This window comes from Acinetobacter sp. Marseille-Q1623 (assembly GCF_902809895.1).
GTDB lineage: Bacteria > Pseudomonadota > Gammaproteobacteria > Pseudomonadales > Moraxellaceae > Acinetobacter > Acinetobacter piscicola_A.
This window is the reverse complement of the sequence record NZ_CADDWG010000001.1, coordinates 2,303,280-2,319,210: the sequence shown is the minus strand read 5'-3', so window position 1 is coordinate 2,319,210 and position 15,931 is coordinate 2,303,280. Positions and strand designations below refer to the sequence as shown.

The 15,931-nt window shown below is 38.8% G+C and carries 20 protein-coding genes; 13 read left to right on the top strand and 7 right to left on the bottom strand.

Annotated elements, in window-relative coordinates; translation table 11 throughout:
- Positions 1 to 28 precede the first annotated feature (28 nt).
- The 4 genes from murI (at position 29) to HUV91_RS11100 (ending at position 3,785) form a co-directional block, all read left to right on the top strand.
- Positions 29 to 895 (top strand): glutamate racemase, encoded by an 867-nt coding sequence (gene murI, locus HUV91_RS11115; protein WP_130074292.1) that lies wholly within the window; start codon positions 29 to 31, stop codon positions 893 to 895.
- 142 nt (positions 896 to 1,037) lie between these two features.
- The gene (locus HUV91_RS11110) at positions 1,038 to 2,054 is read left to right on the top strand and encodes a DUF4062 domain-containing protein (RefSeq protein ID WP_174493403.1); all 1,017 of its coding nucleotides are present in this window, start codon (positions 1,038 to 1,040) and stop codon (positions 2,052 to 2,054) included.
- Between the two features lie 63 nt (positions 2,055 to 2,117).
- Positions 2,118 to 3,131, top strand: coding sequence for a ferrochelatase (gene hemH, locus HUV91_RS11105; protein ID WP_174493402.1), 1,014 nt, complete (start codon positions 2,118 to 2,120; stop codon positions 3,129 to 3,131).
- 9 nt (positions 3,132 to 3,140) lie between these two features.
- Complete coding sequence (locus HUV91_RS11100; RefSeq protein WP_174493401.1) at positions 3,141 to 3,785, top strand: MBL fold metallo-hydrolase; 645 nt, start codon at positions 3,141 to 3,143, stop codon at positions 3,783 to 3,785.
- Between the two features lie 389 nt (positions 3,786 to 4,174).
- Here HUV91_RS11100 and HUV91_RS11095 read toward each other — a convergent pair whose 3' ends face one another.
- On the bottom strand, positions 4,175 to 4,342 hold the full coding sequence (locus tag HUV91_RS11095; RefSeq protein ID WP_130074296.1) for a DNA gyrase inhibitor YacG: 168 nt from the start codon (positions 4,340 to 4,342) through the stop codon (positions 4,175 to 4,177).
- 81 nt (positions 4,343 to 4,423) lie between these two features.
- Between HUV91_RS11095 and HUV91_RS11090 the strand changes: the two genes are divergently transcribed.
- The 3 genes from HUV91_RS11090 (at position 4,424) to HUV91_RS11080 (ending at position 6,766) form a co-directional block, all read left to right on the top strand.
- Complete coding sequence (locus HUV91_RS11090) at positions 4,424 to 5,083, top strand: SAM-dependent methyltransferase (protein WP_174493636.1); 660 nt, start codon at positions 4,424 to 4,426, stop codon at positions 5,081 to 5,083.
- The gene (locus HUV91_RS11085; RefSeq protein ID WP_174493400.1) at positions 5,073 to 6,287 is read left to right on the top strand and encodes a TIGR03862 family flavoprotein; all 1,215 of its coding nucleotides are present in this window, start codon (positions 5,073 to 5,075) and stop codon (positions 6,285 to 6,287) included. The genes HUV91_RS11090 and HUV91_RS11085 overlap by 11 nt, the downstream gene beginning before the upstream one ends.
- A 68-nt stretch (positions 6,288 to 6,355) precedes the next feature.
- On the top strand, positions 6,356 to 6,766 hold the full coding sequence (locus tag HUV91_RS11080) for a GFA family protein (protein ID WP_130074299.1): 411 nt from the start codon (positions 6,356 to 6,358) through the stop codon (positions 6,764 to 6,766).
- Positions 6,767 to 6,881: 115 nt separating this feature from the next.
- Here the strand turns inward: HUV91_RS11080 and HUV91_RS11075 are convergent, their stop codons facing one another.
- Positions 6,882 to 7,214, bottom strand: a complete 333-nt coding sequence (locus HUV91_RS11075) for a HopJ type III effector protein (protein WP_130074300.1) — start codon at positions 7,212 to 7,214, stop codon at positions 6,882 to 6,884.
- Positions 7,215 to 7,372: 158 nt separating this feature from the next.
- On the opposite strand from HUV91_RS11075, the gene HUV91_RS11070 reads away from it, so the two are divergent.
- Positions 7,373 to 8,284, top strand: coding sequence for a DUF2071 domain-containing protein (locus HUV91_RS11070; RefSeq protein ID WP_174493399.1), 912 nt, complete (start codon positions 7,373 to 7,375; stop codon positions 8,282 to 8,284).
- Positions 8,285 to 8,428: 144 nt separating this feature from the next.
- On the top strand, positions 8,429 to 8,809 hold the full coding sequence (gene crcB, locus HUV91_RS11065; protein ID WP_130074404.1) for a fluoride efflux transporter CrcB: 381 nt from the start codon (positions 8,429 to 8,431) through the stop codon (positions 8,807 to 8,809).
- 69 nt (positions 8,810 to 8,878) lie between these two features.
- Here the strand turns inward: crcB and HUV91_RS11060 are convergent, their stop codons facing one another.
- Together HUV91_RS11060 and HUV91_RS11055 are read right to left on the bottom strand one after the other, a co-directional pair.
- On the bottom strand, positions 8,879 to 9,127 hold the full coding sequence (locus HUV91_RS11060; protein ID WP_130074302.1) for a type B 50S ribosomal protein L31: 249 nt from the start codon (positions 9,125 to 9,127) through the stop codon (positions 8,879 to 8,881).
- A 226-nt stretch (positions 9,128 to 9,353) separates the two neighbouring features.
- Positions 9,354 to 10,646 carry an ABC1 kinase family protein gene (locus tag HUV91_RS11055; protein WP_174493398.1) on the bottom strand — a complete coding sequence of 431 codons (1,293 nt, stop codon included), beginning with the start codon at positions 10,644 to 10,646 and terminating at the stop codon, positions 9,354 to 9,356.
- Positions 10,647 to 10,843: 197 nt separating this feature from the next.
- Here HUV91_RS11055 and HUV91_RS11050 point away from each other — a divergent pair, with 197 nt between their 5' ends.
- The gene (locus HUV91_RS11050) at positions 10,844 to 11,053 is read left to right on the top strand and encodes a DUF1737 domain-containing protein (protein WP_130074304.1); all 210 of its coding nucleotides are present in this window, start codon (positions 10,844 to 10,846) and stop codon (positions 11,051 to 11,053) included.
- A gap of 43 nt (positions 11,054 to 11,096) precedes the next feature.
- Here the strand turns inward: HUV91_RS11050 and HUV91_RS11045 are convergent, their stop codons facing one another.
- The 3 genes from HUV91_RS11045 to HUV91_RS11035 all read right to left on the bottom strand — a co-directional run bounded on the left by HUV91_RS11045 (position 11,097) and on the right by HUV91_RS11035 (position 13,696).
- Positions 11,097 to 12,398 (bottom strand): MATE family efflux transporter, encoded by a 1,302-nt coding sequence (locus HUV91_RS11045; RefSeq protein ID WP_174493635.1) that lies wholly within the window; start codon positions 12,396 to 12,398, stop codon positions 11,097 to 11,099.
- A gap of 100 nt (positions 12,399 to 12,498) precedes the next feature.
- Positions 12,499 to 12,960, bottom strand: a complete 462-nt coding sequence (locus tag HUV91_RS11040) for a DMT family transporter (RefSeq protein WP_174493397.1) — start codon at positions 12,958 to 12,960, stop codon at positions 12,499 to 12,501.
- Positions 12,961 to 13,036: 76 nt separating this feature from the next.
- On the bottom strand, positions 13,037 to 13,696 hold the full coding sequence (locus tag HUV91_RS11035; RefSeq protein ID WP_174493396.1) for a VOC family protein: 660 nt from the start codon (positions 13,694 to 13,696) through the stop codon (positions 13,037 to 13,039).
- A gap of 133 nt (positions 13,697 to 13,829) precedes the next feature.
- Here HUV91_RS11035 and hemW point away from each other — a divergent pair, with 133 nt between their 5' ends.
- Genes hemW through HUV91_RS11020 form a run of 3 tightly spaced genes read left to right on the top strand, consistent with a single transcriptional unit; the run spans position 13,830 to position 15,858 of the window.
- A complete protein-coding gene (hemW, locus tag HUV91_RS11030) occupies positions 13,830 to 14,981 on the top strand; it encodes a radical SAM family heme chaperone HemW (protein ID WP_174493395.1) in 1,152 nt (383 codons plus the stop codon).
- 23 nt (positions 14,982 to 15,004) lie between these two features.
- Positions 15,005 to 15,331: a hypothetical protein gene (locus tag HUV91_RS11025; RefSeq protein ID WP_227554762.1), complete on the top strand. Its 327-nt coding sequence runs from the start codon at positions 15,005 to 15,007 to the stop codon at positions 15,329 to 15,331.
- Between the two features lie 44 nt (positions 15,332 to 15,375).
- Positions 15,376 to 15,858, top strand: coding sequence for a hypothetical protein (locus HUV91_RS11020; protein ID WP_174493394.1), 483 nt, complete (start codon positions 15,376 to 15,378; stop codon positions 15,856 to 15,858).
- Positions 15,859 to 15,931 lie beyond the last annotated feature (73 nt).

Sequence of the window (15,931 nt, the reverse complement as noted above, 5' to 3'; positions counted from 1 at the left end):
TTTTTTGACTCATATCGTAGTGGATCAGATGAGCGCCATTCTTCCTTTATATCCTTTAGAAAATCCAATGCCCAAAGCATCTGCAGATGCCCCCATTGGTATTTTTGACTCGGGCATAGGTGGGTTGTCGGTTGCTCAAGAAATTGCCAACTATTTACCGAATGAGCGTATTTTATATTATGCAGATACCGCACATGTGCCGTATGGTGCGCGTGATGACCAAAATATTCGTGAGCTTACAGCTCATGCCATTGAATGGTTATATCGCCAAGGTTGTAAAATTGCGGTAGTCGCGTGTAATACTGCTTCAGCTTTTAGTTTGGATTATTTACGTGAACATTATGGGGAGAATTTTCCAATCGTGGGTTTAGTGCCTGCATTAAAACCTGCGGTATTGCAAACTAAATCTAAAGTTGTTGCTGTGTTGGCAACCCCTGCGACATTTCGGGGTAAATTGATTAAAGATGTCGTGCAACGTTTTGCTGAGCCTTCAGGCGTTGATGTGATCACAGTCACGTGCTTAGAACTTGTACCTTTTGTGGAAGCAGGTTTACAAAATAGTGAACAGTGTAAAAAAGCCTTAAAAAAAGTTTTAGACCCTGTGATCGCACAACATGCAGATTATTTGGTATTGGGATGTACGCATTACCCATTTTTAAAAGAAGCGATTCAGCAGATTTATGCAGATCAATTGACTTTGGTGGATTCTGGTTTTGCAGTTGCACGACAAACGGCAAGAATTTTAATTAAAAATGGGTTATTATCCGAAATCCCGTTGCAACATGAAATCCAGTTGATGTGTAATGTCAGTGGTCATAATGCACATACTTTACAACCCGTCCTAAAATATTTAATTCCAGAAAAAATATCATGGTCAATTCATGATGTTATTTGATAAACTGCAAGATCAGTCCAACATATAAAATTAAGAAAACTTTAATTTTATTTATTTATATTTATAAGTGTAGGGCATATAACTTCATGATTTGTTTGGGGCAGATCAATATTTAAGCTATATGAGAAGGATGGGTTAACCTATGCTCGACAAACGTTATCAAGTCTTTATTACAACATCTGGCAAAGAAATGCAGCCAGAACGAATGATCGTGTCACAAACACTCATTGGAATGGGATTTTTTTCATGGGGTTTAGAGCAACGTACACCTTTAAGCACAGCATTTGCACGTCGTCAGATTGATGATTGTGATTACGTTTTATTGCTTTTAGGAAGCCAATACGGAGAGCAGTCCGTGTCAGGTGTCAGCTATATGCATTTAGAATATATTTATGCTGTGACCAAACAAAAACCTGTAATTGTCTTTTTGCATGAAGCGCCTGAGTCACGTGATGCGACTTTGCAGGAATCACGTGCAGAATTAAAAGAAAAGTTTTATGAGTTTCGAAACCAGTTGCAAAGAGAAGTTGAACAAGTGGTGACGTATAGAACCTTAAGAGATTTAGAATTAAGCGTACGTTCTTATATGCCACAAATGTTAGAACGTTATCCTGTTGTGGGATGGGTGCGCCCACAAAATATCCAAGTGTTGCAAGATGAAATTGATCGTTTAAAAACGCAATTGGCACAGGTAAAACACAGTCAAGCGCCGAAAGAAGCAGACCCTTTCTTGACTCTACCGAAAGTGTCTATTCATGATGTGTTTAATTTTGACTATCGGGTTCATGCTTATCAAGATGGCAATTTTAAAGAAATGAATCCCGTCCGTGAAATGACATGGATTGAAATTTTAAAAGTATTATCTGTAGAGTTTAGACAAAAGACCCCTGAAGATAGCTTTTCTAAAGTATTAAATGAATATCTGAATCGATCTGGTTTAGCTGATGTTCAGGTTTCGATGCCAAGAGTACATGCTGTGGCACGCGCGCAAATTAATGTGCGTGCTTTACATACCATTAAACAGCAAATGCGGCAGAATGATTGGATTGTACCGATTGGTCGTGATGATCGTCAGCGTATGTTATGGCAAATTACTAGCAAAGCTTTAAGACTTCTAGAAAACTCACAAATGTTAGGTGCACGTTCTTTGATTATCTAAAATTAAGGACATTTGCTTAGATATTCGGTAAGGTATAGTGAAGTCAATTAATTTGAAAATACAATGAAGCTTGCAAAACCGAAAGTTTTAGTGATTGTTGCAAATTTAGGTACGCCTGATGCGCCGACTGAGGTGGCTGTTCGGCGCTTTCTAAAACAGTTTTTGTCTGATGGGCGTGTGATTGAAATTCCCAAGTTCATTTGGCAAATTATTTTACATGCTTTTGTCTTACCATTTCGTCCTAAACGCGTTGCGCATGCTTATGCACAAGTGTGGCTAAAAGATTCTCCTATGCGAGAAATTTTGTTACAGCAAACCAGCCTATTAAAGCAGCAACTTATCGCACAAAATCCAACACTTGATCTGCATCTTGTTCCTGCGATGACGTATGGTCAACCTGGGATTACGCAAGTACTGCAAGATGCCGAGCAGCAAAAATATGATCAAATTATTTTGTTGCCACTTTTTCCACAATATTCAGCAACATCGACTGCACCCTTGTATGATGCTGTTGCAAAATGGATCCCCACACAACGTAATTTGCCTGCACTGACCATTATTCGTGATTATTATCAACATCCTGCATATATTCAGGCTTTAGCAGACAGCGTCATTCGGTTTCAACAAGAGCATGGCTACGCTGAAAAATTATTGATGTCTTTTCATGGTATTCCACAGCCTTATGCAGATAAAGGTGATCCCTATGCAGAGCGTTGTCGTGTGACGGCACAGAACGTTGCAGATGCTCTCAATTTAACGGATGATCAATGGCAAATTAGTTTCCAATCTCGTTTTGGTAAACAAGAATGGGTTAAACCCTATACCGACCAAGTATTACAAGATTGGGCAGCACAAGGCGTGAAGTCAGTACAAATTATGAGTCCTGCTTTTTCAGCTGACTGTTTGGAAACTTTAGAAGAATTGGCATTGCAAAATGCAGAATTATTTATGCAAGCAGGCGGGCAGTCGTATCAATATATTCCTGCATTAAATAGTGATGCTGCCCATATTGAATTTTTAGCTGAATTGTTACAAGCAAATTTAGATCCACTCAGTACCACATTTAAAGCGATTTGAGGAAAAAATATGTTACAAGTCAAAATTGTACCCGTCACTGCGTTTGCTCAAAATTGCTCAATTGTGTGGGATTCTGAAACTAAAGAAGCGGTATTAATTGATGCAGGTGGCGAGCCTGAAAAATTAAAGAAAGAAGTCGAAGCTTTAGGTCTAACAGTAAAAGCGTTGTGGCTGACACACGGGCATTTAGATCATGCAGGCGCTGTCGGTGCTCTGGTGAAAGATTGGAATGTACCTGTGATTGGTCCACATAAAGAAGATGCTTTTTGGTTGGATATGATTCAAGAAGTATCAGCGCGCTATGGTTTTCCTATCCCTGAACTTGTGCAGGTCAATCAATGGTTAGAAGGTGGTGAAACGCTGAAAATAGGGGAAGAAGAATTTGAAGTACGCTTTGCACCAGGACATACACCCGGCCATGTGATGTTTTACAATGCAAAGTATGGCGTACTGTGGACGGGTGATGTTTTATTTAAAGGTTCGATTGGGCGGACAGATTTTCCGAAAGGCAATCATCAACAGTTATTAGACTCGATTCAACGTGAATGTTTTAGTTTGCCTGATGAAACCCAATTTATTTCTGGGCATGGACCGATGAGTACAATTGGTTTTGAAAAACAGCATAATCCATTTGTAGCAAGTAAAGCAGGTTAAACTCTTCTTTTACGTTTGCCGTAAAAAAGCTTTATTCCTTTTGGTAATAAACCTTGAGTGAATAAAGCTTTTTTATCATCTATTACGCTATTCAAAAGGGTTGGAATTTTTTTTACGAATCTCTAAGCCGATTAAAACTGCTGCAATGATGAAAAGTATGGCAATGACAAAGAAGAGTCCATCAGAAGCGTAAAAGCCGAGGACAATAAAAAGCAAACTTAAAATAAGCGAAAGAATAAAAATAATTTTTAATACGAAAGACATAATTTTTCTCGAGTGAAGTCACATTATTTTTAAAATAAAACAGCAATAATTTGAAAATATGGTTAAGTTATAATACAAAGTGCATCAGTTGCTCTTGTTATATTGTAATGAAATATTGCCCGTACTTATGAGTCTTCAGCTTGCGGGGCATCTTCTGTCGGTAATTTATAATCTTCACTAGCCCAAGCACCCAGATCAATGAGTTTACAACGATCTGAACAAAATGGACGAAACTCATTATTTTCCCAAGTCGTTGGCTCACCACAACGTGGGCATGGAAAAGTGCGTGGCATGATTTGTTCCTCATTTTGAAAAGTGAAATAGGCAAAGTGCGTGAGACTTGCTAGACTTGTGCCGATTTTTCTTAGTTTGATCTGATTATGCCGATTCGTCAATTTCAAGCGCAGCGTATGCATGCTCCCCGTGATTTTCAACCGATTGAAAATAATCCTATTTGTATAGAAATTGGCGCAGGCAAGGGTAAACATGCATTGCTGTTTTCAGGACAACATCCTGATTTAAAACTCATTGCGGTTGAAAGGACACGAGAAAAATTTTTAGCCATGCAAAAACAGCATCAGCTTGAAGGACAAGCCAATTTAACCACAATTCATGCAGATGCTTTACCGTGGGTGGTACATGCCTTGTATCCACAACAAGTACAACAATTCTTTATTTTATATCCGAATCCTGAGCCACATAATCCTGCTCAGCGTTGGTTAAATATGCCATTTTTTGAATTTCTCATTTCACGCTTGCAGTATAAAGGTACAGTGACATTGGCAAGTAATATTCCCGAATATATTGCAGAAGCAGAGCAACAACTCAAGGATATTTGGAAATTGCCTTATGAAAAACAGGTGATTGCACAGGATTCAGCACGTACGCATTTTGAAGTGAAATATTTAGCGCGTGGTGAATTGTGTCAACAGTTGGTCATTTCTAAGCCTGAAAATTATGTCACTCGCTTTGATGATTTTCAGCCTTTACAAGGTCAAAATGTACAAGTGACTGAGCTTACCGATGGGGAATAAGCGAATTGCCATTGTTGGGGCAGGACCTGCAGGCTTAATGGCTGCGGAAGTACTCAGTGCATTTGATTATGACGTGCATGTCTTTGAGCAAAAGCCTTCAGCAGCACGTAAGTTTTTGATGGCAGGGAAAACAGGGCTGAATATTTCCCATGCCGAGCCTATAGCACAATTTTTACAACGTTATGATCAGGTGCAATGGTTAAGTCCTTGGATCAAACAATGGGATGCAAATTGGATTCAAGCATGGATGCAGGATTTAGGGATTGAGTCTTATGTCGGGACGTCAGGGCGGATCTTCCCGATTGAAATGAAAGCTGCACCTTTGCTTCGAGCATGGTTAAAACGTTTGATGGAACAGAAGGTTAAATTTCATTATCGTCATCAAATTTTGGATTTAAAACACCAGACTTTAAGCATTCAAAATTTAAAATCAGAACAGATATTTGAACAAGATTTTGATGCAATTGTTCTTGCTTGTGGCGCACTGTCATGGTCACGCCTAGGGAGTGACGGTGCATGGCAAAAATGGTTAGATGCGAATGAAATAGAACCCTTTCAAGCAAGCAATGCGGGCGTTGAAAGAGCATGGTCGACGTTTATGCAACCTGTATTAGGACAACCGTTGAAACGTGTTGAAGCATGGGTAAAAGGACAGTCTAAGACGCAGGGTGATATTGTCATCACCCATTATGGTTTGGAAAGTGGGTTGATTTATAAACAAGGTCCGGCTTTGCGTGCTTTACAAAAGCAGGAGCAGGCTTTAACACTATATTTAGATTTATTGCCTGATTTAAGCCTTGCGCAATTGATACAAAAATTACAACCCTCAAGAAAACAATCTACTGCGAATATTTGGCGTAAAGCAGGTTTGGATGTTGCTAAAGCCAGTTTAGTGCGTGAAATCGTCGATAAATCATTGTGGAATCAAGTCGAAACGTTAGCGCATGAGATTAAGCATTTGAAAATTGAGCTGTCAGGTTTTCGTCCCATTGAGGAAGCGATCAGTTGTGCTGGCGGTGTCAGAAAAACGGGATTGAATGAGTATTTACAGCTCAAATCCAATTCATCTGTATTTTGTTGTGGGGAAATGTTGGATTGGGATGCACCTACAGGCGGCTATTTGTTGACGGCTTGTTTTGCGACAGGGCGTGCAGCAGGGCAAGGTGTACATCAATATTTAAGCCATGATGCAACAATTGTATAAGATTAAATTTAGATTAACTTTCCAAATATATGCTACTTTGAAATGGTTTGATATGAAGAGAGAAAGGCATGTCTGCTGAAAAATTATATACAGGAAGTTGTTTGTGTGGCGGGATTCATTATGAAATTCATGGTGAAATTGGTGACCTTATCGAGTGTCATTGCAAGCGTTGCCGTAAAGCCAATGGGACAGCCTTTGCCACCAACGCCCCGATTCAAAAAGCTGATTTTAAAATTGTCAAAGGTGAAGCTTTACTGAAAAAGTTTGCTTCTACACCAACCACAGAACGCTGTTTTTGTGCTGAGTGTGGTTCACCGATTATCAGCATTAAAGCCGAAACGCCTGATACTTATCGTTTAAGAATTGGGACGTTAGATACCCCACTTGAGCATAAGCCGACTATGCACATTTTTGCTGCTTATAAAGCAGAGTGGGACACGATTTGTGATGGTTTGCCACAGTATGATGAACGACCTTAATGGGGTGAATTAAAGAGTCAAATCACATCATAATCATCATTTATTTTAATTACATTCATCCCTTGCAAAGCAGTGTTTTTCGCCTTTTAAAAAGGGAGGAATAACCTGTGTAGGGTTATTTTGCAGTTAAAGCGTTACCTTCAAACTTGATGCCTTCCCAACCATTTTGCATAAACTGACGAATGTTTTGGTGATCTGTTGCTTCAGGGCTTGCCAACACAGCAGCATAATGTTCAGCAAATAAACTCAAGGTTTGTGCCTGATCCAATCCATTTAGCTGAGCAAATGAAAAGACCTTTGCACTGCCTTGGTTTTCTGTTGAAGCATTGTGATGTTGGCCATTTTGAAAGGCAGTTGGGGTGTGTGTATAGCGTGCTTCAATAAATGCCAATACATCTGAAAATTGGGCTTCGCCTGCTGCAAGTTGTGTCAAAAGTGGGTGGGTCATTTTTTAATTTCCAAAAGGGTCTAAAATTGAATACTGCGCTATGATAGCGAAAATGTATTAAAATCGACATGCTCTGCGATTAAAATGAATAGACGTTGCTTTTTTTGTTAATATCAAAACAGGATAGCAATCGCTCAAATAAGATTTTAAATTACCCTATGAATCGCCATTTATTTAAATTTAAACAAGAAAAAATATTTTTCCGCTTATTTTCACGATTATTGCAATCTCCGATTTTGTTGATTTTACGCCGTTATTTAATGTGTTTTTCACCGTTTTTACGTTTAGAAAGCCAAGCAACAGATACCGTTTATATGTCATGGTTGGTGGATGTTGATTTGGTGAAGCAACGTTTTCCTGAGCCGATTCGTTTATGGGAGCATCAAGGAAAAACCATTTTTAGTATTTTGTTTTATCATCACCATCACTTTGGCTTACATTGTTTTGGTCCTGCTCGGAAAATATTTCCTTCTCCACATCAGAGTAATTGGCGCTTTTATTTGGCAGCAGATTTACTCCCTAAAACAGTGATTTTTGAGCAAATCGTGGTAGATAAAATGTTGCACGTTATGGGTGGGCGTATGTTGAGTGATGCAATGCCCGCACAATATGATCCAAACTTTGTACACCATGTTGAGCAAGGAGAGGCGCATTTAAAGATTCATGCCAAAATCAATATGGATGAACGTTATTGCTTAGATGTAAAACTGAAAAATACGGTTGAGCAGCCGTTACAAGGGGATTGGGCTAATGTTTTTCCAACATGGGATGACGCTTTAGAATTTTTTGTGCCACAAGAGCATGTTTGGGTAGAGTGTGTTGATCAGCCACAACAGCTTTCTCAGGGCAATATTCAAATTGTCAGTGATTTTGCACAAATTCGCCCATTAGAAATACAAGAAATTGATTGTCCACTGCTTGCAGAGTTTGGGATTGATGCTCAAAGTAAAGCCTTATGCTTTTTTATTCCACATTTAGATTTTCATGTATTGGGCGAAAATCCTGTTGAATCTATATCGAATGAAACTAAGGTCAATGCATCAGTAGATATGAAAAAGAAAGAAAAATAATGAGAAGGGTATGACAGCTTAAAATTAAATGATTTTTATTGTTTGAGTTGCATGGTTTTAAACCAATAACCTGATTAGATTCTTGAGGAGCCAAGTGCTATTCTGTGGATAACATTGGATTTATACACACGTGGGACGATTGAAATGAATTGGTTATTGGTCGCATGTGGGGGGGCAATCGGTGCAAGCTTACGCTATGGTGCAGGACTCATCATTGTTAAACCCCAGAGTTTATTTCCATGGGCAACATGGTCGATTAATCTCTTAGGTTGCTTTTTAGCAGGGGTGTTTTTTGCATTTACACAGAAATATCCAATTTTACAGCAAGAAACGCGTCTCTTTTTAATGGTCGGAATTTTGGGTGGTTTTACCACATTTTCTAGCTTTGGTTTGGAGACATTTCAGCTCATTCGTCAAGGACAATTTCCACTTGCTTTGGCATATACCATTTCAAGCGTCATTGTTGGTCTTATTTGTTTAGCCATCGGTTTTTATCTGTTTCAAATGATGTTAAATGGAAAATAAAAAAAAGCCTAAAGGGAGGAGTGCTTTAGGCTACAGTGAATAAATTAAACTCAAATATGTGGGTGAAAATTAGCGTTTAAAACGTGCAAAACGTTTGTTAAAGCTTGCAATACGTCCTTCATTGTTGATTTGACGGACTTCACCTGTGTAGAACGGATGCGAAGCACTTGAAATATCCAAGGCCACATAAGGATATTCTTGCCCTTCGTATTCACGTATTTGCTTGGTCTGAATCGTACTGCCAATCACAAAGTACGCATTGGCATTGGTATCGTGAAATAAAACTTGGCGGTATTCAGGATGGATGTTAGGACGCATATTATTCTCCAATGAATTTTTTATAAAAGAAATGTTATAACATAACAATTGAAATGTAAAGCGCATTCTAAGTGTGTTAAAAACCATATTGAAAAGATGGGTCAAAAAATAAGGCAAAAAAAGAAGTCTAAGCAGGAGGATAGTTTGCTTAGACTTCAAAATATGGTTTTACTTTAATAGGAGCTGCTTAAAAAATAATTAACTAAACATGAATAAAATCTTAATTTTACTGAGGAACTAATTCTTCAAAGACATCGCTTAAATCATCATGGACTTTGAGTTGGATCAGGTTCCAATAATGTCCTGAAATTGTGCGATTGACCATGAGTGTATCGGGTGAGGGCTTGAAAACATCCCAATATTTCAGTGATTTTTTCACCAGTTTCATGCCATCATGATGTGCTGAGTTTTCAGCAAAATCATAATGTGTAGTCAGTGGACGTAATAACACTTCAAGCCACTCTTTATATAAATCTTCAGGGAATTTACCTTTTTCAGAAAGGGCATCCAAAGCGATTAATTCATTTTCAATGGTGCTAATATCGGCTTTACGACCTGCACGCACTAAAGTTTTAAAATGGCTAATGATCTCTGTAGAAAGGGTTTTTACGCCACCAAAGTCATAAATAATCACGCTACCATCGGCGCGGAAAGCAAAGTTACCAGGATGTGGGTCGCAGTGAAAACGTTTTAAAAAGAACATTTGCTGTCCCAATGCACGAATTAAACGTTCACCGATTTCATTGCGAATCGCCAAGTCCCATGTACTTGCAGTTTCAATATTGTCGCCTTTTTCCATGCTCAGCGTCAGAATACGTCTACTTGAATATTCAGGATAAACATGAGGAATAATAATTTTGTTGTCTAAGCTTTGATGGAATGTTTTAAAGACTTGTAAGTTCTGTGCCTCAATTTCATAGTTCAGTTCTTCATGCAAACTGTCTTGAATTTCTTTAAATAAACGGTCTTGTAGTTTTTTATCGACTTTTAACACACCCATTAAGCGCAGCGCCAAACGGACTTGTTTTAAGTCACTTTCACAAGCCTCATCTACACCCGGATATTGCACTTTAACCACAACTTCTGTGCCATTCGGTAGGGTTGCTTTATGCACTTGCCCAATAGATGCAGCGGCAAAAGGTTGTTCTTCGAAACTTGTAAAGACTTGCTCTAAAGGTTTGCCTAATTCTTTTTCGACCTGTTTTTTGATGTCAGCAAAGGGCATGGCAGGGGCTTGGCGTTGCAGTTTTGCAATGGCTTTTGCCACTTCAGGTGGAAAAATATCTTTGTACTGTGAGGCGATTTGTCCAACTTTCATGACTGCACCTTTCATTTCACCTAAGGTGTCAGCAATTTGTAAACCAATGTCTTGAAACAGTTTACTGCGAGCTTCATTTTTTTGATCTTCATCAGCATTAAAGTTGCGAATGGAATTGGACACAGTTTTGGTCGCAATACTTGCGGTCATCCCTGCAAGTTTCATAAAACGACGACCTGGTGTACTTGAATTTTTAGACATTCAGACAAATCCTTAAACTTTGATGAAGTTTTTTCTCATTTTGATCATAGGCGACTATTCTTAAACTGCCTACTTTAAATTGTTAAGATATTGTTTCTACTTTGCTATTTTTCTAAAAGCAGCATTGCTTGGATTTTTCATTGTGTACGCCTTGTTTCGCGTTACAATGATTTTAGTTGAAAATGTGGTGAGTGACTATGAAAGTTTATCGTTATTTAACAGGTCAGGATGATGTGAATTTTTGTGCCAGAGTCACCAAGGCTTTAAATGAGGGTTATGAACTGTATGGTTCACCGACCATGACATTTAATGGTCAGAATGTGATTGTTGGGCAAGCCATTGTGAAAGAAGTGGGGGATGACAGTGAAGTTCCGCTAGGATTGAAGGATGCGATGGCAAAATTATAATTGCTACCACATCCGACAACACAGAGTGAATCATATTACAAGTTTAATGGGTCTGCTGACTGAGTCTTTTATTATTCATAAACAAACGCATCAGCAATAACACACAAGCGATACTTAAACCGACAATTAAGCCCGTCCATACACCTGCAGCACCCAATTCGGTATAACGTGCTAGATAAATTCCGACAGGGAAAGCAATCACCCAATAGGCAAGCATCGTCACCCACATTGGACCTTTAGTGTCTTGCATGCCACGTAAACATCCTGCGGCACTGACTTGCCATGCATCCATCAGTTGATAGGCAATTGCGAATAAAATTAAATACACTGCAATCTGAGCAACTTCATAATCTGAGGTGTAGACCGCCACAATTTCATTGCGCAGCAACCACATGAGTAACATGGTAATGAATGCAAATACTGTAGCAGTCAACATGCCGACTTTTTGCACCTTACGCATAGCCACCCAATTCTTTTCACCATAATAGGTTCCGATCCGAATCGTTAAGGCAAGTGCCAATGACATCGGAATCATAAACAGTTGTGATGTCACCGAAATTGCAATCTGATGTGCTGCAATAGTGACCTCACCCAAAGTACTCAGGACAATAGCCCCTGTACTGAAAATACTCACTTCAAAAAAGATCGCAAGTCCAATCGGGAAACCCAACTTTAAAATTCGTTTGATTAAAACAGGATTAATTTTTTCAAAATGCGTGAGTGGTTGAGTCTTTTGATAGCGTTTGGCTTTAAACACATAGATGGCTAAAACAATAAACATCAGCCACTGTAAAATGGCGGTAGCAAAACCACAGCCTGCACTGCCTAAGTGTGGAATGGGGCCAATGCCATACATAAAAATAAAATTCAGCGGAATCAGTACCACCAAAGCCATCAGACTGAGCAATGTAACAGGACGTGGATAACCTAATGCTTCTGAATAATTACGCAGCGCTGCATACATGGTGACAGCAGGCATACCAAAAGCAATGGCATGTAAAAACAGACTTGCTTTAGGCAATAATGAGTCAGGCACACCAAACAGCGGCAGCAATAAGGGCATGGCTTGTAAGATCAGCATGGCAATAATACCAAGCACCAAAGCCACCCACAGGGATTGGCGCACGATACTCGGAATTTTTTCAGGTGTACGTGCGCCGTTGGCTTCAGCCACCAAAGGTGTGGTTGCAATCATGATGCCACTGAACAGCAACATGATCGGAATCCACAAGCCCACACCGACAGCAATCGCGGCGAGGTCTTCGGCAGACATATGTCCTGCCATGATGGTGTCAATTAGTCCGAAACCTGCGTAGGCAAACTGAGTGACCAAAATCGGGAGCATCAAGTGAAACAATTGCTTTAATTCAAAGCGGGTAGTTGTGGCTTTTATGGATTCAGACACAGAAATTACTCGTTTTAAATGTGCTTAGAATAAAAAACGGTTAGCGTTGTAGAGTGAGAAGCACACCAATAAAAATCACCACGCCACCTAAAAGACGTTGCCAATTGAGTTGTGTTTTTTCGACGCCGAGTAAACCAAATTGATCAAAAACCATCGACATCAAAATTTGCCCAAAAATAATCAGACCCGACAAGGTTAAAAAGCCGAGTTTGGGCGCGGTGTAAATGCTGATACTGATGGCATACACACCTAGACATCCACCCAGCCATAAATACCACGGAATTTGCCCCAAATTTTGCAATGTGGGTTTGGGCGCAGACTGAAAAAACACAAAAATAGCGAGGACTATTGTACCAACTAAAAAGGACAAAAGGGCAGCTTGAATCGGGGAGTGTAAATATTCTCGTACTTGTGAATTCAGTGCAGTTTGAAAGGTCATGGCAATGCCAATGCCCATCGCAAGAGGCAATAATAAAAGCATTTGGCTCGAGAGCTTCATCATATTTTTATTGTCTGTGTTCCCTGTCTGAATTTTAGTCTAATGCAAAGTTAAGCAATGTGCGAATGATAGATTCAGTCTAATAATAAAAAATCAGTGGAAGCAGTGGTCTAAAATCATGAATTAAACCTTGTTTGCCATCATCAAAAGTCATTTCGAGTAAATGTGTTTCAGCATCAATCAAACTGATGTTTTTAATGTCTTGTATAGCTTTCACTGTTAAATTTTGCTTAAGTTGAGGAATGCTGATCCGTGTTTCTGTAAGCATCGATAATCCTCTTGTATGAGTAAAAGGTTGTCTACGTTCAGGACTTGCTTGATCAGGTCTTGAGGCAAAATCAAGAAAAAACCACATTGGTTCTTTTACCGTATTATTCTTTGCAATCTCAACATATAACTGAGGTGGTAAATAAGCAGGTCGATATTGCCAACTTTGAAATAAAGTGTTGTGTTGCGTGGTATTTGAAGGTCTAAAACATACGCCAAAAGGTGAAACAGCGACATCAAGATCGCTTAAGCGTTCATATAATTGGGTCGGACGTGTGATTTCACTTTTTGTTTCTGCTTCATCGTTGAGCCAAATTAACTCTAAAAAAGCATTCTGAAAGAAAAATCGACGATTGGCTGTGCCTTGTCCTGTATGAGTATTTGAACTTGCTTCAGTTAAGCCAAATGCTTTCAATGCTTCTGCTTCAGGTGCGCCGTATTTTGCACGTATAAAAATATGATCGATTTCCATGTTTTCGTGCTCTTTTCATTATTTTCTGAAATTATAACAATCGTAGCTGAAAAATCATTTTCATTTGTCTGATTTGAATCACTCTGACTCATGCTAAAATTCACCATTCTCCAAATTTTTCTGAGCTTCTTCCTTGGCTGATTTAAATCCTCAAAATATTCCACTTTCTCTCTATATTCATATGCCGTGGTGCGTGCGTAAATGTCCTTATTGTGACTTTAACTCGCATGCCGTACCTGATGGAAAATTGTCTTTAGATCTGGAACAGGAATATTTACAGGCATTGGTTGAGGACTTTAAAACACAAATTGATTTTGCACAGGGGCGTGAAATTCATAGTGTATTTATTGGTGGAGGTACGCCCTCACTGATTTCAGCGCAGGGTTATCAATGGTTATTTACCCAATTAAAAGCTCTGATTCCATTTCAACAAGGCTGTGAAATCACGTTGGAAGCCAATCCTGGTACGGTGGAGCATGATCCATTTACAGATTATCTGGATGTAGGCATTAACCGTTTATCGATAGGGGTACAAAGTTTTAATACCGAGCATTTAAAAAAATTGGGACGTATTCACTCCAATGATGATGCAATTTTGGCGATTCAACATGCCAAACAAGCAGGCTTTGAACGTGTCAATGTAGATTTGATGCATGGCTTGCCTGAACAGACTTTAGAACAAGCGTTAAATGATTTAAAACTTGCGGTGGAAAGTGGTGCAACGCATATTTCTTGGTATCAACTGACCATTGAACCCAATACCGTATTTTTCCGTACACAGCCGATTTTACCTGTCGATGATGTTTTAGAAGATATTCAGGAACAGGGCGAAGCGTACTTAAAAGCCAATGGATTTATCAACTATGAAGTGTCTGCTTGGCGTAAAGAACAACCTTCAGCACATAATCTGAATTATTGGCAATTTGGCGATTATTTGGCGATTGGGGCGGGGGCGCATGGTAAAGTGACTCAAGTGGATGGCGTATATCGTTTTCAGAAAACCCGGTTGCCGAAAGACTATTTAGCCAAAGTGCCTGCGGAAAATTTGCAATTTAAACGTATTGAAAATGAAGATATGCCTTTTGAATTTATGATGAATGCACTGCGTTTGATGGATGGCGTAAAAGCAGATTTATATGCAGAACGTACAGGTTTGGATTTAAAAGATTTAGAGATTTTAGATTCTTTAAAACAGCGTCAGTTGATGGTGAATGATCCTGATATTTTAAATTGTACCAACAAAGGACATTTATTTTTAAATTCAGTTTTAGAAGCGTTTCTTTAATAAATCGGTATTGGAGAAAATAAATGATGCAATTAATAGAAATAGAGCCACATCGTTGGGAGTTGTATAAAGATGATGCGAGGATGTATCTCAACGTTATTATCGATTTGAGAGTAGCAGAATATGAAAAGACGATTGTTTTGGATGAAGAGGCGATTCAAAGTTATTTAAAAAATGGTCGAGCTTTTATTGATGCATTGGCAAAGAGAATTGAAAGCAGTCAACATCGAAAAGATTATGAAAGATTTTATTCGTATGCTAATGTTAGCAAAGAACAAAAGAAAGAAATGTCAGATGCATTTCAATGTTGGATAGCAACATTGGATGAGCCATATTCTCCGTATGTTTAATGTATAAACAACGATATAAATGCTGTTTGACTAGGAATATAACAATGAAAAAAATATTGATTGCATTGTTATTCTCATTGATGGGAATGACATTGAGCTATGCTAAAACCAATGTCCCTCAATTTAAGGATTATCCTGTTCAACCTTATACGGGTAAAACTGCACAATTGGATATGAGGGATGAAAGTGCCCGAATGTTTCGCACTCGTTTACGTGATGCATTAAAAGAAAAGCCAAATTTTGCAGGTGAATATGTCATTACCATGTGGGGTTGTGGTGCGAGTTGCCGTAGTTATGCCTTTATCAATAAACGGACAGGAAAGTTGCTGGAGGGCGGTTTTGGTGGTGAGGGAAGTCAGGAAGATGTGATCGACTCACGGGCAAACAGCCGTCTATTGGTCACTCAAGAAGAACATAATAATGAAAATTGGGAAGTGGAGAGTATCACCACTCGATTTTATCTCTTTGAACATAATAAATTTAAACTATTAAAAACAGTGAAAGAACCTGCGCCGAAAGATGACTAATTTTTAGTAGGTAACTTATGATGATGTAATTATATTTATTTGGTTTAATAAAATTATTTAGTTGTGTTAGTTT

Excerpts from the sequence above, each read along its gene's own strand:
- murI (WP_130074292.1), top strand. The coding sequence starts at position 29 with ATGAGCGCCATTCTTCCTTTATATCCTTTAGAAAATCCAATGCCCAAA.
- HUV91_RS11110 (WP_174493403.1), top strand. The coding sequence starts at position 1,038 with ATGCTCGACAAACGTTATCAAGTCTTTATTACAACATCTGGCAAAGAA.
- hemH (WP_174493402.1), top strand. The coding sequence starts at position 2,118 with ATGAAGCTTGCAAAACCGAAAGTTTTAGTGATTGTTGCAAATTTAGGT.
- HUV91_RS11100 (WP_174493401.1), top strand. The coding sequence starts at position 3,141 with ATGTTACAAGTCAAAATTGTACCCGTCACTGCGTTTGCTCAAAATTGC.
- HUV91_RS11095 (WP_130074296.1), bottom strand. The coding sequence starts at position 4,342 with ATGCCACGCACTTTTCCATGCCCACGTTGTGGTGAGCCAACGACTTGG.
- HUV91_RS11085 (WP_174493400.1), top strand. The coding sequence starts at position 5,073 with ATGGGGAATAAGCGAATTGCCATTGTTGGGGCAGGACCTGCAGGCTTA.
- HUV91_RS11080 (WP_130074299.1), top strand. The coding sequence starts at position 6,356 with ATGTCTGCTGAAAAATTATATACAGGAAGTTGTTTGTGTGGCGGGATT.
- HUV91_RS11075 (WP_130074300.1), bottom strand. The coding sequence starts at position 7,214 with ATGACCCACCCACTTTTGACACAACTTGCAGCAGGCGAAGCCCAATTT.
- HUV91_RS11070 (WP_174493399.1), top strand. The coding sequence starts at position 7,373 with ATGAATCGCCATTTATTTAAATTTAAACAAGAAAAAATATTTTTCCGC.
- crcB (WP_130074404.1), top strand. The coding sequence starts at position 8,429 with ATGAATTGGTTATTGGTCGCATGTGGGGGGGCAATCGGTGCAAGCTTA.
- HUV91_RS11060 (WP_130074302.1), bottom strand. The coding sequence starts at position 9,127 with ATGCGTCCTAACATCCATCCTGAATACCGCCAAGTTTTATTTCACGAT.
- HUV91_RS11055 (WP_174493398.1), bottom strand. The coding sequence starts at position 10,646 with ATGTCTAAAAATTCAAGTACACCAGGTCGTCGTTTTATGAAACTTGCA.
- HUV91_RS11050 (WP_130074304.1), top strand. The coding sequence starts at position 10,844 with ATGAAAGTTTATCGTTATTTAACAGGTCAGGATGATGTGAATTTTTGT.
- HUV91_RS11045 (WP_174493635.1), bottom strand. The coding sequence starts at position 12,398 with ATGCTCCCGATTTTGGTCACTCAGTTTGCCTACGCAGGTTTCGGACTA.
- HUV91_RS11040 (WP_174493397.1), bottom strand. The coding sequence starts at position 12,960 with ATGATGAAGCTCTCGAGCCAAATGCTTTTATTATTGCCTCTTGCGATG.
- HUV91_RS11035 (WP_174493396.1), bottom strand. The coding sequence starts at position 13,696 with ATGGAAATCGATCATATTTTTATACGTGCAAAATACGGCGCACCTGAA.
- HUV91_RS11025 (WP_227554762.1), top strand. The coding sequence starts at position 15,005 with ATGATGCAATTAATAGAAATAGAGCCACATCGTTGGGAGTTGTATAAA.
- HUV91_RS11020 (WP_174493394.1), top strand. The coding sequence starts at position 15,376 with ATGAAAAAAATATTGATTGCATTGTTATTCTCATTGATGGGAATGACA.